The organism is Bordetella sp. FB-8, from assembly GCF_000382185.1.
In the GTDB taxonomy this organism is placed as follows: Bacteria; Pseudomonadota; Gammaproteobacteria; order Burkholderiales; family Burkholderiaceae_B; genus Bordetella.
In genome coordinates, this window is record NZ_KB907784.1 from 723,982 (window position 1) to 746,343 (window position 22,362).

General features: G+C 64.1%; 17 protein-coding genes and 1 other RNA gene. 4 read left to right on the top strand and 14 right to left on the bottom strand.

Annotated features, from left to right (window positions below; translation table 11 throughout):
- Window positions 1–9 precede the first annotated feature (9 nt).
- The 11 genes from H143_RS0103450 to mraZ form a co-directional block, all read right to left on the bottom strand.
- Window positions 10–957 carry a D-alanine--D-alanine ligase gene (locus tag H143_RS0103450; protein WP_019936833.1) on the bottom strand — a complete coding sequence of 316 codons (948 nt, stop codon included), beginning with the start codon at window positions 955–957 and terminating at the stop codon, window positions 10–12.
- Window positions 954–2,360 (bottom strand): UDP-N-acetylmuramate--L-alanine ligase, encoded by a 1,407-nt coding sequence (gene murC / locus H143_RS0103455; RefSeq protein ID WP_019936834.1) that lies wholly within the window; start codon window positions 2,358–2,360, stop codon window positions 954–956. The genes H143_RS0103450 and murC overlap by 4 nt, the downstream gene beginning before the upstream one ends.
- Window positions 2,361–2,436: 76 nt before the next feature.
- Window positions 2,437–3,513, bottom strand: coding sequence for an undecaprenyldiphospho-muramoylpentapeptide beta-N-acetylglucosaminyltransferase (gene murG / locus H143_RS0103460; RefSeq protein WP_019936835.1), 1,077 nt, complete (start codon window positions 3,511–3,513; stop codon window positions 2,437–2,439).
- Window positions 3,510–4,709, bottom strand: a complete 1,200-nt coding sequence (ftsW, locus tag H143_RS0103465) for a putative lipid II flippase FtsW (RefSeq protein WP_019936836.1) — start codon at window positions 4,707–4,709, stop codon at window positions 3,510–3,512. Before ftsW ends, murG begins: the two co-directional genes overlap by 4 nt.
- A 2-nt stretch (window positions 4,710–4,711) precedes the next feature.
- The gene (gene murD, locus H143_RS0103470) at window positions 4,712–6,250 is read right to left on the bottom strand and encodes a UDP-N-acetylmuramoyl-L-alanine--D-glutamate ligase (protein ID WP_019936837.1); all 1,539 of its coding nucleotides are present in this window, start codon (window positions 6,248–6,250) and stop codon (window positions 4,712–4,714) included.
- Window positions 6,251–6,258: 8 nt separating this feature from the next.
- Window positions 6,259–7,428: a phospho-N-acetylmuramoyl-pentapeptide-transferase gene (mraY, locus tag H143_RS0103475; protein WP_019936838.1), complete on the bottom strand. Its 1,170-nt coding sequence runs from the start codon at window positions 7,426–7,428 to the stop codon at window positions 6,259–6,261.
- On the bottom strand, window positions 7,418–10,225 hold the full coding sequence (gene murF, locus H143_RS0103480) for a bifunctional UDP-N-acetylmuramoyl-L-alanyl-D-glutamate--2,6-diaminopimelate ligase MurE/UDP-N-acetylmuramoyl-tripeptide--D-alanyl-D-alanine ligase MurF (RefSeq protein WP_019936839.1): 2,808 nt from the start codon (window positions 10,223–10,225) through the stop codon (window positions 7,418–7,420). Before murF ends, mraY begins: the two co-directional genes overlap by 11 nt.
- On the bottom strand, window positions 10,222–11,949 hold the full coding sequence (locus tag H143_RS0103485) for a penicillin-binding protein 2 (RefSeq protein WP_019936840.1): 1,728 nt from the start codon (window positions 11,947–11,949) through the stop codon (window positions 10,222–10,224). Before H143_RS0103485 ends, murF begins: the two co-directional genes overlap by 4 nt.
- Entirely contained in the window at window positions 11,946–12,239 is a 294-nt protein-coding gene (gene ftsL / locus H143_RS0103490; RefSeq protein WP_019936841.1) for a cell division protein FtsL, read from the bottom strand. The genes H143_RS0103485 and ftsL overlap by 4 nt, the downstream gene beginning before the upstream one ends.
- The gene (gene rsmH, locus H143_RS0103495; RefSeq protein WP_019936842.1) at window positions 12,239–13,342 is read right to left on the bottom strand and encodes a 16S rRNA (cytosine(1402)-N(4))-methyltransferase RsmH; all 1,104 of its coding nucleotides are present in this window, start codon (window positions 13,340–13,342) and stop codon (window positions 12,239–12,241) included. The genes ftsL and rsmH overlap by 1 nt, the downstream gene beginning before the upstream one ends.
- Before the next feature lie 7 nt (window positions 13,343–13,349).
- Window positions 13,350–13,778, bottom strand: a complete 429-nt coding sequence (mraZ, locus tag H143_RS0103500; RefSeq protein ID WP_026349683.1) for a division/cell wall cluster transcriptional repressor MraZ — start codon at window positions 13,776–13,778, stop codon at window positions 13,350–13,352.
- Between the two features lie 344 nt (window positions 13,779–14,122).
- Between mraZ and H143_RS0103505 the strand changes: the two genes are divergently transcribed.
- The 3 genes from H143_RS0103505 (at window position 14,123) to H143_RS0103515 (ending at window position 17,467) form a co-directional block, all read left to right on the top strand.
- Window positions 14,123–15,376 carry an SGNH/GDSL hydrolase family protein gene (locus H143_RS0103505; protein WP_369751160.1) on the top strand — a complete coding sequence of 418 codons (1,254 nt, stop codon included), beginning with the start codon at window positions 14,123–14,125 and terminating at the stop codon, window positions 15,374–15,376.
- An 80-nt stretch (window positions 15,377–15,456) separates the two neighbouring features.
- Window positions 15,457–16,467 carry a cytochrome D1 domain-containing protein gene (locus H143_RS0103510; RefSeq protein WP_019936845.1) on the top strand — a complete coding sequence of 337 codons (1,011 nt, stop codon included), beginning with the start codon at window positions 15,457–15,459 and terminating at the stop codon, window positions 16,465–16,467.
- 16 nt (window positions 16,468–16,483) lie between these two features.
- Complete coding sequence (locus H143_RS0103515; RefSeq protein WP_019936846.1) at window positions 16,484–17,467, top strand: sterol desaturase family protein; 984 nt, start codon at window positions 16,484–16,486, stop codon at window positions 17,465–17,467.
- Window positions 17,468–17,499: 32 nt separating this feature from the next.
- Here H143_RS0103515 and rnpB read toward each other — a convergent pair.
- An RNA gene (rnpB, locus tag H143_RS21820) (RNase P RNA component class A) lies at window positions 17,500–17,906 on the bottom strand.
- A gap of 116 nt (window positions 17,907–18,022) precedes the next feature.
- Between rnpB and H143_RS0103520 the strand changes: the two genes are divergently transcribed.
- A complete protein-coding gene (locus H143_RS0103520) occupies window positions 18,023–19,834 on the top strand; it encodes an ATP-binding cassette domain-containing protein (protein WP_019936847.1) in 1,812 nt (603 codons plus the stop codon).
- 134 nt (window positions 19,835–19,968) lie between these two features.
- On the opposite strand, the gene pyrC is transcribed toward H143_RS0103520, so the two are convergent.
- Together pyrC and H143_RS0103530 are read right to left on the bottom strand one after the other, a co-directional pair.
- A complete protein-coding gene (gene pyrC, locus H143_RS0103525; RefSeq protein WP_019936848.1) occupies window positions 19,969–21,036 on the bottom strand; it encodes a dihydroorotase in 1,068 nt (355 codons plus the stop codon).
- A gap of 55 nt (window positions 21,037–21,091) precedes the next feature.
- A complete protein-coding gene (locus H143_RS0103530) occupies window positions 21,092–22,285 on the bottom strand; it encodes a M20 aminoacylase family protein (protein ID WP_019936849.1) in 1,194 nt (397 codons plus the stop codon).
- Between the last annotated feature and the right edge of the window lie 77 nt (window positions 22,286–22,362).

A 22,362-nucleotide genomic window follows, 5' to 3' on the forward strand; every position in this document is an offset into this window, starting at 1 on the left:
GACTCCTGCTCAGCGCGCGCGCGCCGGGCTGCGCAACTTGCACGATGCATCGGCAAGAATGGCCATGCACAGATCGGCATAGCTCATACCCGTGGCGCGCGCCGCCATCGGCACCAGTGAATGCCCCGTCATGCCGGGCGACGTATTCATCTCCAGCAGCCAGGGCTTGCCGGCGCGATCCAGGATGAGATCGGCGCGCGCCCATCCCTCGCAGTCCAGCGCGCGGTATGCGCGCACGACGATGTCCTGGATTTCCTGCGTCAGCCCTTCGGGCAGCTGCGCGGGGCAGAGATACTTCGTGTCGTCGGAGAAATACTTGTGCTCATAGTCGTAATTGCCACCGGGGGCCACGATCTCGATGATGGGCAGCGCGCGCGCCCCGGCACCCGAACCCAGAACGGCCACAGTCAGTTCGCGGCCGGCAACGAAAGTCTCGGCCAGCACTTCGCTGTCGTACTTGGCCGCCGTGGCAAAGGCTTCTTTCATATCGGAATATCCCGAAACCTTGGCGATGCCCACGGTCGAGCCTTCATGCGGGGGCTTGAGTATGAGCGGCAGGCCCAGATGATCGGGCACCCGGCGCAAATCCGCTCCGGCCTGCAGCACCTCGAAGGCGGGCGTGGGCAGGCCGTGCTGCAGCCACACCCGCTTGGTCATTATCTTGTCCATGGCCAGACTGGAGGCCATCGTGCCGCTGCCGGTATAGGGAACGCCCAGCAGCTCGAGCGCGCCTTGCATAGCGCCATCCTCGCCATAGCGACCATGCAGAGCGATAAACACGCGGTCGAATCCCGCCTGCGCGAGTTCGATCAGACCGTGCTCGCCGGTATCGAACAGGTGCGCGTCCACGCCCTGGCTCACAAGCGCCTCGTGCACGCCCTTGCCGGACATCAGCGAAACTTCCCGTTCGGCGGAACGTCCACCGTAGAGCACGCCCACCTTGCCGAAATTCTTCATGCCCGCTCTCCTATCTGAGCCGGCACGCGGCTGATCGATCCCGCACCCATCACGATCACCACGTCGCCGTCACGGGCGAAATCGCGGATGGCCTGCGGCAATTCCGCCACGTCTTCCACGAAAACCGGTTCCACCTTGCCTGCCACGCGCAGGGCGCGCATCAGCGAGCGGCCGTCGGCGGCAACCAACGCAGACTCGCCCGCCGAATACACTTCGGTCAGCAGCACGGCATCGGCCGATCCCAGCACGCGCACGAAGTCCTCGAAGCAATCGCGGGTGCGGGTATAGCGATGCGGCTGAAAGGCCAGCACGATGCGCCGATCCGGCCAGGCGCCGCGCGCCGCGGCCAGGGTCGCGGCCATTTCGACCGGGTGGTGCCCGTAGTCGTCGACCAGCGCGAAGCTGCCGCCGCCATGCTCGGCCGGCAAGGGTATGTCGCCCCACTGCGTGAAGCGCCGGCCCACGCCCTTGAACGAGGCCAGGGCTTGGGCAATCGCCGCGTCGGCCACGCCCAACTCTGATGCCACGGCGATGGCGGCCAAGGCGTTGCGTACATTGTGCAGGCCGGGCAGGTTCAGTTCGATCTGCAGCGCGGGCAGATCGGCGTCGCGCAGACGGCGCAACACGCGAAAATACATGCGGGTGCCTTCGGCGCGAACGTCTTCGGCGCGCACCTGCGCCTCGGCATTCAGGCCGTAGGTTGTGATGGGCCGCGACACGAAAGGCATGATCTCGCGCACATTGGCATCGTCCACGCACAGTACCGCGCTGCCGTAGAAAGGCAGACGCTGCGTGAACTCGATGAAGGCGCTCTTGAGCCGCGCCACATCGTGCCCATAGGTATCCATGTGGTCGGCATCGATATTGGTAACGATGGCCATCACCGGCAGCAGGTTCAGGAACGAGGCGTCAGACTCGTCAGCCTCGACCACGATGTATTCACCCTGCCCCAACTGGGCGTTGGCGCCCGCCGAATTCAAGCGCCCGCCGATCACAAAGGTTGGGTCCATGCCGCCGGCGGCCAGCACGCTGGCCACCAGGCTGGTGGTGGTGGTCTTTCCGTGGGTGCCGGCGATGGCGATGCCGCGCTTCAGACGCATCAACTCGGCCAGCATCACGGCGCGCGGAACCACCGGAATACGCGCCGCGCGCGCGGCCAGCACTTCGGGATTGTCGCCAGACACCGCGGTAGAGGTGACGATGGCGTGCGCACCCGCAACGTTGTCCGCAGCGTGGCCGATCACCACGCGCAGGCCCAGTCCGGACAGACGACGCGTCACGGCAGACTCGTTGAGGTCGGAGCCACTTACCCGGTAGCCCAGGTTGAGCAACACCTCCGCGATGCCGCTCATGCCCGAGCCGCCTACGCCGACGAAATGAATATGTTGGATACGGTGTTTCATGTCAGCCTCCGCCCGGCCGTCCGAAGCAAGACGAGCCCCCCTATGGGGGCAGAGAACGTAGTGAGCGTGAGGGTCGTCATTTCTTTGCCGCCTGTTCGCAGACGTCGGCGATATCGATGGCCGCCTGCGGACGCGCGCGCGCGCTGGCCCGTTCGGCGACGGTTTGAAGTTCGGAGCGCGAGCGCCGGCCCAACCACTCGGCCAGCCACTCGGGCGTCAGGGAAGATTGCGGCTGCAGCCAGGCGGCCTGCGCATCGCTCAGATACCTTGCGTTGGCGGTCTGGTGATCGTCGATGGCATGCGGGAAGGGTACGAACAGCGCCGCCGCCCCCACGGCCGCCACTTCGGCCACGGTCATGGCGCCGGAGCGGCAGATCAGCAGGTCGGCCTGCCCCATGGCGCCGGCCATATCATCGATGAAGGCGCGACAATCCGCCTGCACCCCTGCATCGGCATAGGCCTGCCGCAGCGCCTGGATGTGCTGCTCGCCCGCCTGGTGCACGACCATCGGCCGCGATTGCGCCGGCAACTGCGCCAGGGCCTTGGGCAGCACGTCGTTGAGCGCCTGCGCGCCCAGACTGCCGCCCACCACCAGCAGGCACAGCGGCCCGGTTCGGCTCGCATAGCGCTGCGCCGGCGCAGGCTGCGCGCACAAATCGGCGCGCACCGGATTGCCCAGCGCCTCGCCGCGCGGCAGCACATCGGGAAAGCCGCTGAGCACGCGGCGTGCAAGGCGCGCCAGCCAGCGGTTGGCCGTCCCCGCCACGGCATTCTGTTCGTGCACCACCAGGGGCATGCCGCGCAGCGCCGCGGCCACGCCGCCCGGGAAGGCCACATAGCCGCCCATGCCCAGCACTACGTCGGGGCGCACTTGCGACAGCCGCGCCCAGGCCTGACCCAAGGCCCGAACCAGCGTCAACGGCAGACGCAGCTGCACGCCCAGGCCGCGGCCGCGCACGCCGGCAAAGCGCAGCGGCACCAGATCGAATCCACGCGCCGGCACCAGCTTGCCTTCCATCTTGTCGGGGTTCCCCAGCCAGAGTACGCGCCAGCCGCGCGAACGCAGCACTTCGGCCACCGCCAGGCCGGGCATGATGTGCCCGCCGGTGCCACCGGCCATGATCAGGATGGTGCGCTGGGTTGTGGCGTTCATACCCGCCCCCCGCGCATCAGAATTCGATTCTCGATGTCGACGCGCAGCAGCAGCGCCAGCGCACACAAGTTCATCACGATGCCCGAGCCGCCGTAGCTCATCAACGGCAAGGTCAGGCCCTTGGTCGGCAGCAGACCCAGGCACACGCCCATATTGATGAACGCCTGCACACCGAACCATAGGGCCACACCGTGCGCGGCCAGACCGGCAAACGTGCGTTCCATAGCAATGGCCTGCCTGCCGATGTCGAAGCCGCGCTGCACCAAGATGCCAAACAGCACCAGCACCCCCATAACGCCAACAAACCCCAACTCTTCTCCCACCACGGCCATCAGGAAGTCGGTGTGCGCTTCCGGCAAATAGTGCAACTTCTCGACGCTGTCGCCCAGTCCTACGCCAAACCATGCGCCGCGGCCAAAAGCGATCAGCGAGTGCGACAGCTGATAGGCGCTGCCATACGCATTGGCCTGGTTCCAGGGGTCAAGATATGCGAACAGGCGCGCCCGGCGCCAAGGCGAAATCCAGATTAGCAGCAGAAACAGGCCCAGCAGCACGCCCAGAAGGCTGCTGAAATACTTGCCGTTGATGCCGCCCATGAAGAGCACGCCAATGGAAATGGCCACGATCACCATGAAGGCGCCCAGGTCCGGCTCCAGCAGCGACAGCAGTCCCACCGCACCCAACGCACAGGCCATCGGCATGAAGCCACGCAGGAAGGCCTGCATATGCTCCTGCTTGCGCACCGTATAGTTGGCGGCATAGACCACGGCGGCAAGCTTCATCAGCTCGGAAGGCTGGAAGTTGATGGGCCCCAGCCCGATCCAGCGGCGCGAACCGTTGACCTCGCGGCCGATACCGGGAACCAGGACAACCACCATCATCAACAGCGCGACGACAAAGAGCGGCACAGCGAGTTTTTCCCAGGTCTGGACCGGAATCGTCAGGGTCACGAGCGCGCCCACCAGGCCGACGCACATGAAGATGGCATGCCGGGCGATGAAGTAATAGTGGCCGTAGACCGAATAGCGCGGGCCGTCGCCCAGCGCGATCGAAGCCGAGTACACCATCAGCAGACCCAGCATCAGCAAGGCCGTCGCCGACAGCACCAGCGGCAGGTCGAAATTGCGCATTTGCGTGCGCCCAGGGCGCACGGCATTGACGCTGGCGGTGGGACCGGTATACGACTCGCTGCCCATCGCTACACCTCCCCCCGGTCAAGGGCCAGTTCCTCGACCTCGGCCACGAATACCTGGCCGCGATGCGGATAGCCGCGGAACATGTCGAAGCTGGCGCAGGCTGGCGACAACAGCACGGCATCGCCGGGCTGGGCCAATTCGGCCGCGCGCCGCACGGCGTCGTGCATGGAATCGGCCGATATGCAGGGCACGCCGCTCGCGGCCAGCGCCTGCCCGATCGCCGGAGCATCCTCTCCGATAAGCACCACGGCACGCGCATGATGCGACACCGGCGCCAGCAGCGGCGAAAAGTCCTGCCCCTTGCCCTGTCCGCCCGCGATCAGGACCACGGTCTGGCCCAGGCCCTCCAGCGCGGCCACCGTGGCGCCCACGTTGGTACCCTTACTGTCGTTGATGTAATCCACACCGCCCACGTTGCGCACAAAGGCGGCGCGATGCGGTTCTCCCGTGTAATCGCGCAGGGCGCGCAGCATGGGCCCCCAACCTAGGCCCAGCACCCGCGCCAATTGCAACGCAGCCAGGGCGTTCAAGGCATTGTGCAGACCGCGGATACGCAGTGCGTCCATCGGCATCAGGCGGTTCAGACGGCCGGCGGCGCGCACGGGTTCCGGAGCGTCTTTTTTGCGCCGCGCCGGCGCGGCAGCCGGCTCTTCGAAGTCGCTGGCCTCGCAGCTGGCCAACCAGGCCACGCCCTGCCCCAGATTCAGCCCCATGTCACCCGCCAGTTCGGGCAGATCGCTGCCGAAGCTGCGCACAGCCATTGCCTGCAGCGCAGGCACCATGGCCGTGGTGAGCGGATCAGCGCGATTGACGATGGCCACTCGGGCCATGCCCAGAAGTCGCGCCTTGGCCCGTGCATACGCCTGCATGCTGCCGTGCCAGTCCAGGTGATCCTGCGTCACGTTCAGCACCACCGCCGCGTCGGCGGCGAGCGATTGGGTGGTCTCGAGCTGGAAGCTCGACAACTCGATGACCCATACCTGCGGCAGATCGTCGCCATCGAGCGCGTCCATCAAGGCCGCCAGCGCCGCCGGGCTGATGTTGCCCGCGGCACGCGCCGACAGGCCGCATGCCTGGACCAGATGCCGGGTCAACGAAGTCACCGTCGTCTTGCCGTTGGTGCCGGTCACTGCCAGCAGTCTGGGATGGTATTGGCGCGTGCGGGCCAGCGAAGCCAGCGCACGCGCAAACAACTCGATCTCGCCCACGATCTCGATGCCGCGCTCGCGCGCCTCAGCCAGCAGGGCGCGCGTGGGTTCCTCACCGGGAATCAGGCCGGGGCTGAGCACCAGCTGGCTCACGCCGTCGAGCAAGGCCGCATCGAAGACCGAACCGCAGCCCAGGCGGTATTCGACGTCATGGCCGCCGCGCTCCAGGACCGAGCGCAGTTCGGCCAATCCGCCCGGCTCGTCGCGCGTGTCCGCCACGCGCAGCCTGGCCCCCTCGCGGGCACTCCAGTGCGCGGCGGCCGCACCTGTCTCGCCCAATCCGAGGATCAGGACAAGCGGCGCCTCGTCACGGATGGTCTGCATATCGTTCATTACGGCAATCAACGCAACTTCATGGTGGAAAGGCCGATCAGCACCAGCATCATGGTGATAATCCAGAACCGGACGACGACCTGGGTTTCCTTCCAGCCGCCGACCTCGAAATGATGATGCAACGGCGCCATGCGGAATATTCGCCGTCCTTGGCCGTAGCGCCGCTTGGTGTATTTGAACCAGGTCACCTGCACCATCACCGACAGCGTTTCGACTACGAATACGCCGCCCATGATGAAAAGCACGATTTCCTGGCGCACGATCACGGCAATAGTGCCCAGCGCGCCGCCCAGCGCCAGCGCGCCCACGTCGCCCATGAACACCTGCGCCGGATACGTGTTGAACCACAGGAAGGCCAGCCCTGCTCCGCCCATTGCAGCGCACAGCACCATCAGTTCAGAGGCGCCGGGAATGTAGGGAAACAGCAGATAGCGCGAATAGTCGACCCGCCCCACCACGTAGGCGAAGATGCCCAGCGCCGAGCCGACCATCACCGTCGGCATGATGGCCAGGCCGTCCAGACCGTCGGTCAGATTGACGGCGTTGCTGGTGCCCACGATCACAAACCAGGTCAGCAGCACGAATCCCAGCACGCCCAGCGGATAACTTACGCTCTTGAAGAAAGGCACGATCAGATCGGCGCGCGTGGGCAGGGCCATGGAAAAACCGCTTTCCACCCAGGCCTTGAACAAAGGCCAGAGATCGGCATTGGCCGGCGCCGACACGGCAAAGGCCAGGTAAACAGCGGCCAGCAGGCCGATCAGTGCCTGCCAGAAAAACTTCTTGCGCGCGGGCATCCCCTCGGGATCGCGATGCACCACCTTGCGATAGTCATCGGCCCAGCCTATCCAACCAAAACCGAAAGTGACCAGCAGCACCACCCAGACAAAGCGGTTGGTCCAGTCGGCCCAGAGCAAGGTGCTGATGGCGATCGAGATCAGGATGAGCGATCCGCCCATGGTGGGCGTGCCGTTCTTGACCTGATGCGTCTGAGGACCGTAACTGCGTACGGCCTGGCCTATTTTCAACTCCGTAAGCTTGCGGATCACGTGCGGACCGGCGACCAGGCCAATCAGCAGCGACGTCGCGCAGGCCAGCAGGGCGCGCAGGGTGATGTACTCGAAAACGGCGAGTACGCGCACTTTCTCGGAAAGGATCCGGAAAATCTCAAGCAGCATACGCACCTCCTGTGCCTTGCCCACGGGCGGCAAGGCCCTGAACCACGCGTTCCATGCGCATAAAACGCGAACCCTTGACCAGAATACTGACGTAAGTCTGCTTGCGCAGCCCCGCCAAGATTTCATCCACCGTGCCACATGCGTGCGCGCCTTGCCCGAAGGATTCGGCGCTCAGGCGTGTGGCTTCGCCCAGCGTGAACAGCGCCTCAATGCCGCGGCTACGGGCATATTCGCCCACCTCGCGGTGCATGGCCGGTCCGTTGTCGCCCACCTCGCCCATGTCGCCGAGAACCAGCGCCCGCGGCCCCGCCAGGGCCGCCAGCACATCGATGGCCGCACGCACCGAATCCGCGTTGGCATTGTAGGTATCGTCGATCAATACCGAGCCGTCGTCCATGACCTTGCGCTGCATGCGGCCCTTGACCGCGCTGAAGGACGCCAGGGCGCGCGCGGCGACATCCAGCGAGGCTCCCGCCGCCAGGCCGCAGGCCAGAGCGGCCAGGGCATTGCGCAGATTGTGCAAGCCCGGTACGGACAGCGCCAGTTCGATCCGACCCAGCGGCGTCACGACCTCGCAACGCGAACCTGAGGCATCGCTATGGATATTCTGCGCGTATATTTCGACGCCGGGCGCCAGGCCGAAGCGCAGCTTGCGGCGCGCCCCGGCCAGTTCATCCCACACCCAGGTGTAGGCATCGTCGCCCGGATAGACCGCCACGCCGCCAGGCGGCAGAGCAGCGATCGCCGCGCCATTCTCGCGCGCCACGGCTTGGACGCTGTGCATGAATTCCTGGTGCTCGCGCTGGGCGTTGTTCACCAACGCCACATCGGCCGCTGCCATCTCGGCCAGGTAGGCGATCTCGCCGGGATGATTCATGCCCAATTCGAACACCGCTGCGCGATGCCGCAGCCGCAGCCGCAGCAGGGTTAGCGGCACGCCGATGTCGTTGTTGAAATTTCCCGCCGTCGCCAGGCGATTTTCCTCGCCCTGCCATGCTGCCAGGACGGCTGAGACCATTTCCTTGGTCGTGGTTTTGCCATTGCTGCCTGCCACGGCGATCACCGGCAGCGCAAAGCGGGCACGCCATGCTGCGCCGATACGGCCCAGAGCAAGGCGCGTATCGCCCAGCACCAGTTGCGGCAAAACGCAATCGGCAACGCGGTGCGCCACCACGGCCGCGCAAGCGCCGGCGCTTTGTGCCTGGGCCAGATAATTGTGTCCGTCGAAATTTTCACCCGACAACGCCAGGAACAACTCGTCCTTGCCGATGCTTCGCGTGTCCGTCGACACGGCGGGCACGTGCGGCAGCAGCAAAGCCAGGCGCGCCCATTCGCGATCGTCCAAAGGCAGCTTGCGGCCCGCGATTTCCTGATAGGTCTCATGGCCCTTACCGGCCAGCAGGACCACGTCTTGGGCAGCGCTGGACCAGATCGCATGCAAAATAGCCTGAGACCGATCGACCCGGGCCTGGACCGCGGCGCCGACAGGCACGCCCAACATGATCTCTTCAATGATGGCCTCGGGTACTTCGCCGCGCGGATTGTCGCTGGTGACAACGATGCGGTCTGCGCCTATGGCGGCGATGCGGCCCATCTGCGGCCTCTTGCCTGCATCGCGCTCGCCTCCGCAGCCAAAGACGCAGACAAGCTTGCCGCCGCGCGCCCGGACCACGGGCCGCAACGCATCGAGAGCGCGTTCAAGTGAGTCGGGCGTATGCGAATAGTCGACCACGACCATGGGGCCCGCCACGGACCCGATCGCCGAAGGCGGTTCGACGACCTGCATGCGGCCGTCCACCGGCGCAGCCTCTGCCAGTTGCCGGGAGATCTGCGTCAATGGAAATCCCAGGGCAGACAGCACGCCGGCCACCAGCAGCAGGTTGTAGACGTTGTGCCGGCCCAGCAAGCGCGTGATGATCTGAGCCTCACCGTCGGGCATGGCAAGAGCGAACACCTGGCCCTGCGTGACCGCCTGCAGGTCTTTGGCGCGGATATCGGCCTGGCCGTCGTCCAGCGCATAGGTCCGAACCCGGCCTGCGGGCAGGTCCGCGCCGATGCGCCGGCCCGCCGGGTCGTCGGCATTGACGACTGCGGCCGACAAGCCTGCGCTACGGAACAGCAAAGCCTTGGCCGCCTCGTAGCGCTCCATGGTGCCGTGATAGTCCAGATGATCACGCGTCAGGTTGGTAAATCCAGCGACCTTGATGCGCACACCGTCAAGGCGTCCCTGATCCAGGCCGATAGACGAGGCCTCGAGCGCAACGGCCGCCGCCCCGGCGTCGCGCATGGCGGCCAGCGTGCGGTGCACGGACACCACGTCGGGCGTGGTCAGCGTACCGCCCAGCGACTGGCCATCGGGCAGCACGGCGCCCAGGGTACCCAGCGTGCCGCAAGGCCGCCCCAGGCGCGTCAGGGCGCCAGCGATCCATTGCACGCAGGAGGTCTTGCCGTTTGTGCCTGTAATGGCCACCACACTCATGGTCGCGGAAGGCTGCCCGTACCACTGGTCGGCTAACTCGCCAAGCATGGCACGCAGGCCGAGCACGGCCAGCGCCGGACCTGGCATATCGCCCGTTTGCGTGTCGGCCGCTTCGTAGAGCACAGCGCCAGCGCCGTGCGCCAGAGCCTGTGCAATGTAATGCCGGCCGTCGCTGCGCAAGCCCACGCAAGCGATAAACACGTCGCCATGCCTTATCGCCCGCGAGTCCATCTGCAGATGCGCGCCGACAGACACCTGCGCGCGCAGCCAATCCAGAACGGTGGCCGGATCCTGCACTTGGTTCGGCCGGACGTTCATCGCACGGCCTCCGAATTCGTCATTGCAACGGTCGCGTCCAGCGGTGCATCGGGCTGCACGCCCAGCATGCGCAGCGTGCCGCCGACTATGCGTGCAAAAACCGGCCCTGACACCACGGCACCGTAATAGCCGCCGACTTTGGGATCCTCGACGGATATGGCCACGATGATGCGCGGGTTGGATACCGGCGCAAAACCCACAAATGAACTACGGTAGCTCTGCAGACTGTAACGGCCGTTGACGATCATGCGGGCCGTGCCGCTCTTGCCTGCGACGCGGTAGCCCGGCACCGAAATCTTTGACCCATCGGCCGCGGCGGCCTCCAGCATGCTTCGGATCAGCGCAGCAGTCCTGGACGAATAGACTCGCACGCTGGTCGGCGCGCTATCGCGCTTGACCAACGACAAAGAAACCATGTCACCGTCGCGCGCAAAGACCGTATAGGCATGCGCAGCCTGCAACAGCGACAAGGACAAACCGTAGCCGTAGGCCATGGTGGCTTTCTCGATCAGGCGCCATCGCTGCCAGGGACGCAAGCGGCCCGGCGCCACACCCGGAAAGCCGATCTGAGGTGCCTGCCCCAGTCCCAGGGCAGTAAAGCAATCCCACATCTCATGCGGCTCAAGTTTTTCAGATATCAGCGTCATACCGATATTGCTGGAGAACTTCAGCACGTCCCCCACGTCGATCGTGCCATTGCCGCCGCGCTCGACGTCGGTAATCGTATTGCCCTGGTACTGGAACCTGCCGTTGCCTGTCGCGAACATCGTGTTCGTGGTGATGCGGCCCAGGTCCAGCGCCAACGCCGCCGTAAAGGGCTTCATGATAGAGCCGGGTTCGAACGTGTCCGTGACCGTCCGGTTACGCAATGCATCTATCGGCAACGTATCGCGATGGTTGGGGTCGAAAGTGGGCAGGCTGGACATGGCCAGGATTTCGCCCGTCTTCGCATCAAGGACCACGCCCGAAGCGGCGCGCGCCTTATGCTGGATCATGGCATCTTGCAAAGCCTTGTAGACCAGATACTGGATGCGTGTGTCGATGGACAGGGTCAGATCACGACCGTTCACGGGCGGATTCACGGCCTGCACATCCTCGATCACGCGCCCCAACCTGTCCTTGATCACGCGGCGGCTGCCGTCTTTGCCGGACAATTGCTTGTTGAAGGCAAGTTCAACTCCCTCCTGGCCCTGATCCTCGATATTGTCGAACCCGACGATATGGGCCGTCACATCCCCCTCGGGGTAGTAACGCATGAACTCGGGCTGTTGATGCACACCGGGAATCTTGAGATCCTTGATCTTGTCGGCCACGTCCATCGGCACCTGGTGCTTGAGATAGACGAAATTGTGGTCGTCATTCAGGCGATGGCGCAGGTCGACTTCGGGAATATCGAGCAAACCGGCCAGGGCCTGGATCTGCCCGGCATTGGCCAGCTTGGTGTCGTCGGGAATGGCCCAGATGGCGCGCGCCGGCACGCTGGATGCCAACACTACGCCATTGCGGTCCAGGACCTTGCCGCGCGTGGCCGTCAGTACCAAGGTTCGCTCGTAGCGCCTTTCGCCCTGCTGCTGCAGGAAATTCGTGGATATGCCCTGCAGGAACAGGGCACGCCCGGCCAAAGCAGCGAATCCGACGAAAATCAGGATCAGAACCAGGCGCGCGCGCCACATCGGCAACTGCCCGCGCAGAACGGGGTTGTCGAAGAACGGCAGTCGCTTCATTGCCCGCCTCCAACCTGGCCGGCCGCGGGAGGCTGGCTCAGATAGATCGTGCGGTCGGGTGAAATCGAAATCATCTTGAGCACGTCTCGCGCCGTGCGATCCACGCGCGCATTGCGGGCCAGCTCGGCCCGATCCAACTGCAGCTGCCGCCACGCGTTATCGAGCTGATGCATCTGCGATTGGCTGCGATCCAGCTCGATGAACAACTGCCGCGCCTGATAACGACTGGTCACCAATGACACCGCAGACGCCATCAGCACGACGGCCATGACGAAACTCAAGCGGCCCATCAGCGCGCTCCCTTGGAGCGCCGTGCCTTGCCGTGGGAGGCTGCCCGCCCGACGCGATGAGCGCCGGGTAGCTCGGGCACGAATGAAGCTGCGCCGACCGTGAGCGCCGTCGACGTGCGCTCGGCTGCGCGCAGCACAGCCGAGCGGGAGCGCGGGTTGGCAGCGATTTCTTCTTCGTTGGCCAGCACGCGGCCCAGGGGACGCAGTAGCGGTTGCGGCAATTCGCTTTCGCGCAGGGGCAGCCGTGCCTGCGCCGCGCCAGGCCTGGCTGCTGCGGCAATGCACTGCTTGACCATGCGGTCTTCGAGCGAATGGAAACTGATCACCGCCAACCTCCCGCCGGGAGCCAGCAACTCTAGAGCTGACGCGAGGGTGCTAGCGAGTTCTTCGAGTTCCCGATTGAGGTAAATCCGTAAAGCCTGAAAGGTACGTGTGGCCGGATGTTGCCCCTTTTCGCGCGTGCGGACGGCGCCGGCGACGCACTCGGCAAGCTCGAGCGTGGTGCGCAGCGGCCCTGCTGCGCGGCGAGCAGCAATCGCCTTTGCAACCTGAAAAGCAAACCGTTCTTCGCCATAATCTGCTATTACCTCCCGCATTTCGTCGACGCTGGCTTGCGCCAGCCATTGTTCCGCTGTAACACCGCGGCTGGTATCCATCCGCATGTCCAGCGGACCTTCCCGCATGAACGAAAAACCACGTCCCGCATCGTCTATCTGAGGCGAGGACACACCCAGGTCCATCATCATTCCGTCGATGTGCGCGATGCCCATCTGCGCCAGTTCCTCACCCACGGAAGCAAAGCCCCCATGCACTACGCTCACCCGGCCATCGCCGGCCGCCAGATCACGCGCCGCCGCAATAGCCAGCGGATCCTTGTCGAACACCACCAAGCGCGCCTGCCGCCCCAGGCGGCGCAACAACTCGCGACTGTGGCCACCGCGACCGAAGGTGCCGTCTACGTAAACGCCCTTCTGCAATCGTGCCGCAGCAGCGCTGTCGTCGACCTCTCGCGTCGACCGCGCCGCGCCGCGGCCGCCGAAATCGGCCTGCACCAACGCGCTCACAGTCGGCTCGAGCAGCACGGGCCGATGTTCGAATTCCATAGGGGTATCAGAACGAAAACTGGTTCAACACTTCCGGCATGCCCTGCGCCAGGTCCTGCGCCTCGCGGCGGGCCAGGGCAGCGGCATCCCAGAGCTCGAAATGAGCGCCCATACCAAGCAGCATCACGTCGCGCGTCATATTTGCGGCGTTGCGCAGCTCCGGTGCGATCAGCACCCGGCCGGAACTGTCGATCTCGACATCCTGGGCGCTGCCCAGCAGCAGGCGCTGCAGGGCCCGGGCCGTCATGGGAAAGGCCGCGATCTGCTCGCGCTTCTTCTCCCACTCAGGCCTGGGGTAGACCAGCAGACAGCCATCGGGGTGCCGGGTAAGCGTCAGGCTACCGCCTGCCTGCTCGGCGAGCGCGTCGCGATGCCGGGTCGGAATCGAGATCCGCCCCTTGGCATCCAACGTGAGTGCGCTGCTTCCCTGAAACACCCCTAGCCCTACCTTTGGTTTCGTCGTTCGATTCAGCGCCGTTTCGCCAATTCGTTCCACTTAATTGCACAAAATCCTACTTTTTCCCACTCTACGGGAATGACTATGACCGGTCAAGTATCAAGTTGCATTTTTTTCAATTACAACAAGGACTTAGATAGCTTTTCGCGACATTTTCTGTAACAATACAAAAATAGAATTTTCTTCAAAATCAGAGAGTTGAGAGAACAACTAAAAGTCCTTCCTAAAATATATTTGGCATCCCTGAATACCCCGGGCTACCATCCCGGGCAGTGCAAACCCATGCCTCGCCGACCGCGCGCAGCCGTTTCTCTTTCATGAATATCCCCATCCGCCTCCCTGTCGCCGCATTCGCTCTCGCGGCGGTCTTGTCTGTCACCGGGCCTGCTCAGGCCGTGCCCGCCTGGCAGGCCGCCTGGACGACTTCGCTGCAATCCATCCCCGACCTGACCGACCCGCCCGCCCTCTATGCAAAACCCGAAGTTGCTGGGCGCACTGTGAGACAGGTCATCTACCCCGACCTGGACGGACGCGAAGCACGCCTGCGCATCAGCAATCGTTACGGCTCCCGACCGCTGGTCATCGAACACGCCGTCATCGCCCGCTCGAACGGGGCTACCGGCCTGGTCCCGGGTACAGCCGCGGCCGTGACCTTTGCCGGACGCGCCACGCTGACCCTGGCCCCCGGCGCCGAGGCCGATAGCGACGTCATCGCCATGGATGTCGTACGCGGCAAGCCGCTGGCCGTCAGCCTGGCCCTGGGTCCGCACCAGACCATGCAGGCCTGGCACCGCGTCGCAAACCGGATCAATTTCATCTCGAAAGCGGGCGACTACGCCCAGACCGTGGCGGGCACCGACTTGCGCGGCCGCACCACTCATTACGCCTGGGTAACACAGTTATCCGTACCCGCTGCGGGTCCCGGCAGTCTGGTCGCCATCGGCGACTCCATCACCGACGGCATGCGCTCGACCTTCGGCGCCCGACACAGCTGGCCGGAGGATCTGGCCCGGCTCGCTGCCGCCGAAGGCCTGCCGCCCCTCGCAGTCCTGAACGCCGGCATCAGCGGCAATCGCCTGCTGTCTGACTCGCCCTGCTACGGCGAGCGACTGGTCGGCCGCTTCGACCACGACGCAGCGCTACCCGGGGTGCGGGCCGTCATCCTGCTGATCGGCATCAACGACATCGACTTCGCGGACACCCCGCCGCGGCGCGGCCTCGATTGCGATGCACCGCATACCAAAGTCACCGCAAATGATCTGATCGACGGTTACAAGCGCGTGATCGAAGCGGCGCACCGGCGTGGCCTGCGCATCTTCGGCGGCACGCTGACACCCGCCGCGCTGCCCCCCGCGCGCGAAGCGCTGCGACAGACCGTCAATCAATGGATACGCCACGGCGGCGGGTTCGACGGTGTCATTGATTTCGACGCCGCGCTGCGCGATCCGCAACACCCCACCCGATTGCTGCCAGCCTACAACAGCGGCGACGGCATCCACCCCAACGACGCGGGCTATGCCGCGATGGCCAGAGCCGTGCCGCTGACGAAACTGCGCGACATTTTGTCGCACCCGTAAGCCCGCGAAAACCCGGGCCTTACGGCATCGAACGGAATAAAATCTTGACTGCTACATTTCCCTGGCCACACGCATCCACCATGCGCCTCATTTCCTCCAGGACCGCCCGGCACGCGCTGGCCGGCCTGCTGCTCGCAGCCTTGTCCTATCACCCGGCTGCCCAGGCAATCGAGAACCCCGTCATCGTCCTCGACTCAGCCGAATCACAGCTCACCCTCATCGACCAGAACACGCACAAGGTCGTGAGCACCATGCCCACCGGCAAGGAGCCTCACCACCTCATGATCACGCCGGACCACAAGTCCTTGATCGTGGCCAATTCGGTCTCCAACAGCCTGATGTTCCTCGATCCCCGCACCGGCAAGCTGCAAGGTACGCTGGAAGGCATCGACGATCCCTACCAGTTGGGCTTCTCACCTGACCGCAAATGGTTCGCCACCGCGGCACTGCGTCTGAACCGCGTGGACATCTACCACTACGACGGCAAGAACTTCACCATCGCCAAGCGCATTCCCCTGAGCAAGACGCCGAGCCACCTGACCTTCAGTTCCGACTCGCGCTATGTCTTCGTCACCCTGCAGGACTCCGGCGAGCTGGCCGCCATCGACCTGCCCACCCAAACGGTCAAATGGCGCATGCACTTGGGCAAGGCGCCGGCCGGCGTGTGGATGACGCCGGGCGACAAATACCTGCTGGTAGGCATGACCGGCGAAGACGACGTCGTGGTGGTGGACTGGCGCAACCAAAAGATCGTCAAACGCATCGAAACCGGGCGCGCCGCGCACAACTTCCGCTGGCTGGACGACGGACAGCATGTCGCGGTTACCAACCGGGTATCCAACACCATCAGCATCATCGACTACAACACGCTTACCAAGACCGGAGATATCACGGGCCTCATGCCCGGGCCGGACGACATGGCCCTTTCAGCCAACCGGCGCTATCTGTGGGTCACTTTCCGTTTTGCACGCCATGTCGGCGTGATCGACATGAACACGCGCAAATTGATAGACACCATCAAGGTGGGACGCTCGCCTCACGGCATCTATTTCGAGAACCAGGCCCCGTTTCTGAGCCCGAACGCCAACTAACCTTATACGCAAGCCCATGCATAGCCTGATCTCCCTCCTCGATGACGCCGTCGGCGCGGTGCAGACCTGGACGTTCGTCGACCTTGTACAGCCGCTCCTGTACAAATTCGGGTTGATGGGCTATGACGAAGACACCTACGACGCACTTTACTGGGTCATTGTCAACGTGTTCCAGGTCCTTGCAAGCTATGCCCTGCTGCGTCCCTTGGAAGCCTGGCGACCCCTCGAGACCTGGCCCGATCGCGCCCATATCCGCTCAGACATCCTCTATACCTGGATCGCCAAGCTGGGCCTGCTCAACATCGCGTTTTTCTTCATGCTGCAGCCGCTGTTCAACCACCTGCAAAGCCTGGTCGCGGTCTACAGCGTGCCCAATATCGACCTGGAGCAGCTCTGGCCCGGCGTTACCGACCAGCCCTTCGTGGCCTTCCTGGTCTATCTGGTCGTGCTGGATTTCGCCGGCTACTGGTATCACCGTCTGCAGCACGGCGTCGGTGTGTGGTGGGAGCTGCACGCCGTGCATCACAGCCAACAGCAGTTGTCGCTCTGGAGCGACGATCGCAATCATTTCCTCGACACTATCCTGCAAGCTGCCTTCTTCGCCTCGATCGCTCTGTTCATCGGCGTGGAGCCAGGACAGTATGTGGTGCTGGTGGCCGTCGGCAACTTCCTGCAAAGCGTGCAGCACGCCAACACCCGTCTGCCGTTCGGCCGGGCGCTCGAACGCGTGCTGGTCAGCCCGTCGTTCCATCGCCGCCATCATGCGCTGGACATCCCCCTGGGCAGGAAAGGGGGGTGGAACTTCGGCGTTCTCTTCCCGTGGTGGGACATGATGTTCGGTTCTACCGACTGGACGCAGGGCATCGAGCCCACGGGCATCCGCGAAGCGTTGCCTTGGCCGCAGGGCAAGGGCCGCTCCTATGGCAAGAGCCTGTTGGGCCAGCAGTGGTTCGCCCTGGTGCGCATCGCCGGCCATTTGCGGCCGCGCCGAGCAGCTTGAGCGCCAACCCGCAAACGCCTCTTGCAGCGAAAAAGCAGAACAGATCTATAGGCCGGATTCTGTACGCCGGGTTTCCCCGGCGGGCAATCATTCCTCTGCGCCAGCCATTGCTGACTAGCTCTAGCCATCTACCCGCATGCTCGGGCGAGCCGCCCTTTCCGGCCGAAGCCGTGCGCATGCCTATTTGATGTTGCTCCGGATAGAGGTTGCCGCGTTTCACCCTGCGATGCCGCCGCCCGTTGCCGGACGGCACGACACGGAGATGGCCGTGCCGGAGCGCATGTGCCATGGACACGCGCGCCCGCTTCGCAGACTCGTCTCTGTGGCCCTATTCCTCGCCCGGCCTAAGCCGAACGGACGGCCGTTAGCCGCTATCCCGCCCTGAGGAGTCCGGACCTTCCTCGATAGGTTTCCCCACCGCGATTGCCCGATCTGTTCTGCGAGGAAGATTTTACAATAGTGCCTGATATGCTCCACGCTGGACCTACGGCTTGCCGCCCCACAGGGGGCCTGAACGCCTTAAAACAGCCCGGAGCTGAACAACTCGACTACGACATGGCAGCCGCAACTCTCATCACCCTGACCGACGTACAACTGGCCTACGGCCATCATCCGCTGCTCGATCATGCCGATTTCGCTATCCAGCAGGGCGAACGCATCGGCCTCATCGGCCGCAACGGCGCCGGCAAATCCTCGCTACTGAAACTGCTCGATGGCCGCACGCAGCCGGACGACGGCGACATTGCCCGTACGTCGGGCTTGCGCGTTGCCACCGTCGAGCAGGAACCCGATCTCGACGAAAGCGCCACAATCTACGACGTGGTCTGCGAACCAGCAGTCCACGCCGAAGACTGGGCCCGCCCGGCCCGCGTGCGCGCCACACTCGAACGCCTGGGCCTGCCCGGCGAACTCGTCGTCTCCGGCCTGTCCGGCGGCATGCGCAAGCGCGTGGCCCTGGCCCGCGCACTTGCCGACGACCCGGACCTGCTGCTGCTCGATGAACCCACCAACCATCTGGACTTCGACGGCATCGCCTGGCTCGAATCCCTACTGCGCAATTGGAAAGGCGCGGCCGTCGTCATCACGCACGACCGGCGCTTTCTCGATGCCATCGCAACCCGCATCGTCGAACTCGACCGCGGCAAACTGTTGAGTTTCCCCGGAAATTTTTCACAGTGGCAGGAACGCAAGGCACAGTGGCTGGAATCCGAGAGGCTGGAACAGGCCCGCTTCGACAAACTCCTGGCCCAGGAGGAAATTTGGATCCGCAAAGGCGTCGAAGCGCGCCGCACTCGCAACGAAGGCCGCGTGCGCCGTCTGGAACGACTGCGCGTCGATCGCATCGAGCGCCGCGAACGCGTCGGCAACGTCAACCTGGCCCTGGCCGAGGGTCAACGCTCGGGCAAGCTGGTGGCCGAACTCAAGCACGTCGGCAAGTCCTATGGCGATCAGCGCATCGTCCACGACTATTCCACCTCCATCCTGCGCGGCGATCGCATCGGCCTTGTCGGCCCCAACGGCGCCGGCAAGACGACCCTGCTGCGCATCATCCTGGGCCTGCTCGAACCCGACAGCGGCACCGTGAAACTGGGCACCAACGTCTCGGTTGCCTACTTCGACCAAATGCGCGAGCAGCTCGACGAAAACGACGTCCTGGCTGACGTCATCAGCCCCGGCAGCGAGTGGGTGGAAATCGGCGGCACGCGCAAGCACATCATGAGCTACCTGGGCGACTTCCTATTCTCGCCCGCCCGCGCCAGCTCGCCGGTCAAAAGCCTGTCAGGCGGCGAACGCGCCCGCCTCCTGCTCGCCCGCCTCTTCGCCCGCCCCGCCAACGTACTGGTCCTGGACGAACCCACCAACGACCTGGATATCGAGACCCTGGAACTACTGGAAGAGCTGCTGCAGGAATACTCCGGCACCGTCCTGCTCGTCAGCCACGACCGCACCTTCCTCAACAACGTGGTCACGCAAACGATCGCCAGCGAAGGCGACGGCAAGTGGCGCGATTACGTCGGCGGCTACGACGAGTGGATAGCGCAGCGTCCGGCACGCGTCGACGAAACTGCCAAACCCGGCGCCAACAAATCCGAACCCGCACCCAAGGCAGAGCCGCGCGCCAAGTCTGCTCGCACGGCCCGGCTGAGTTCTTGGGAAGAACGCGAACTGAGCGAGCTGCCTGACGCTATTGCGACGCTTGAAGTCAAGCAATCCGCACTCTCGCACAAGCTCGCGGATGGCAACCTCTACCACCAAGCTCCCGAAGAAGCAGCCGCCATCAATGCGCAGTTGGAAAAGCTGCACGCCGAGCTGGAAGCAAAATTCGCGCGTTGGGAAACCCTGGAGGCCAAGCGCGAGGCGTCTTGATTCTTGATGTCGTGGAGCTTGGGTCGCCGCAGACAGGTTGAGTTCTTGAGCTGCCCTCGACGGGACTGCGGGAGTTCCGATGTCTCGGCGTATCAAGAACTCAATAACCGAAGCATCAAGCGCGCAAACCCATCTCAGGAACCCGCGACCACCCGCCACTTGAGCGATTCCCCAGCCGCCAACGGCACCAGCGTGGCATCCCCAAACGCGACTTCCGCCGGAATGGCATACTCCTCGCGCGCCAGCGTCAAAGTCCCTCGATTGCGCGCCAGACCATAGAAATCCGGCCCGTGGAAGCTGGCAAACCCTTCGAGCTTATCGAGCTTGCCCACGCCGTCGAACGCCGTGGCATAGAGTTCCATCGCATGAAGCGCGGTATAGCACCCGGCGCAACCGCAAGCATGTTCCTTGGTTCCGCGTGCATGCGGTGCACTGTCGGTTCCCAGGAAAAACCGGGGACTGCCGCTGGTCGCGGCGGCAATCAATGCCTGTCGATGGGTCTCGCGCTTGAGAATAGGCAGGCAATACCAATGTGGCCGCACGCCGCCCTGGAATATCGCATTCCGGTTGTAGAGCAAATGCTGCGGCGTGATCGTGGCCGCCACGGGACCGTCGGCATCGCGCACATAGTGCGCGCCCTCTTGAGTCGTGATGTGCTCGAACACCACTTTCAATCCGGGATAAGCCCGGCGCAAAGGAACCATCACGCGGTCGATGAACACCGCCTCGCGGTCGAACACGTCGATCGCGGCATCGGTCACTTCGCCGTGCACCAGCAGAGGCATTCCAAGTTTTTCCAAGGCCTGTAGAGCCGGGCCGCATTTGCCCAGCAAATCGGTTACGCCGGCATCCGAATTGGTCGTGGCACCGGCCGGATACAGCTTCACGGCATGCACCAGACCGGACGCATGCGCACGCGCGATCTCCTGGGCCGACGTGTTGTCGGTCAGATAAAGCGTCATCAACGGGGTGAACGCACCTGCTGCGAGACCGGCCTTCTCTAGCGCCCGCATGATGCGTTCCCGGTATTCCAGCGCCTGGGCCGTGGTGATCACTGGCGGCTTCAGATTCGGCATGATGATGGCGCGCGCGAACTGGCGCGCGCTGTCGCCGACGACCGCCTCCAGCGCCGTGCCGTCGCGCAGATGCAGATGCCAGTCGTCGGGGCGGGTCAAAGTCAGGGTCGAAGCAGCAGCAGACATGGAATATCCGGGAAAACGTCGCGTGGAATTTGAATGGGCCGTCCGGCGCAAGCAGTCACTCGCTCAGGGGCATACCACGCTCAGCCAAGGCACAGAACATCGCGCTGCCCAGCGGGATCACAGCGTCGTTGAAGTCGAAAGTCGGATTATGCAGCACGCACCCCTCTTCGGCCCCCCCCTGCCCCAGACGGAAATACGCGCCGGGTTTGTGCTGCAGCATGACGGAAAAATCTTCCGAACCCATGGATGGCGTCAGATCCCGCACCACGTTTTCCTTGCCGACCAGCTCGGTCGCGATATCCGCCACGAGGTTCGCATGCTGAGGCGTATTGATCGTAGCCGGGAACAGGCGCTCGTACTTGACCGTGGCCTTGGCGCCGAACGCGCCGGCGATCGAAGCGGCGAGCTGGTTCATACGCGACTCAATCAGCTCCTGCACCGTCTTGCGGAACGTTCGCACCGTGCCCACCAGCTTGGCCGTACCGGGAATCACGCTCATTGCATCCGGATTTCCCGCATGCAGCGCACCGATCGAGACCACGGCGGAATCCAGCGGGTTCACATTGCGCGACACGATGCTCTGCAGCGCCGTAATCAAATGTCCCGCCACCGTCACCGGGTCTATGGTCTGGTAGGGATGCGCGCCATGGCCTCCCCGCCCTTCAATCACGATTTCAAAACGGTCGGCCGCGGCCATCATGGGACCCGGATTCACACCGATCATCCCCGGCTTGAGGCCCGGCCAGTTATGCAGCGCATAGATCGCATCGCACGGGAACATCTCGAACAAGCCATCGTCCAGCATGGCCTGCGCGCCGCCCGAACCCTCTTCGGCCGGCTGGAAGATCAGCACGGCCGTGCCGTTGAAATTACGCGACTGCGACAAATAGCGAGCCGCACCGATCAGCACCGCGGTGTGCCCATCATGGCCGCAGGCGTGCATGAGGCCAGACTTGCTCGACTTATGCGCGAAGGTATTGTCTTCGCCCATGGGCAGCGCATCCATATCGGCACGTAACCCTATCATGCGCCCGCTATCACACTGCTTGCCGCGCACCACGCCCACCACGCCCGTCTTGCCGATGCCTCGATGCACCTCAATGCCCAGCGCTTCCAAAGCGCCTGCAACGATGCCGGACGTGCGGACCTCCTCGAATCCCAATTCGGGGTGGGCATGCAGGTCGCGCCGCAGCGCGGTGAGCTCGTCATGAAAGAGTCGAATGGATTCAAGTGCCGTGCGCGCGTACATATTTCGAAGGGGTCTGACAACGTTTGAGGAGAAGAGCAACTCCTCATTTTAGTTGCTACAGAGGATAAATGGCTTTG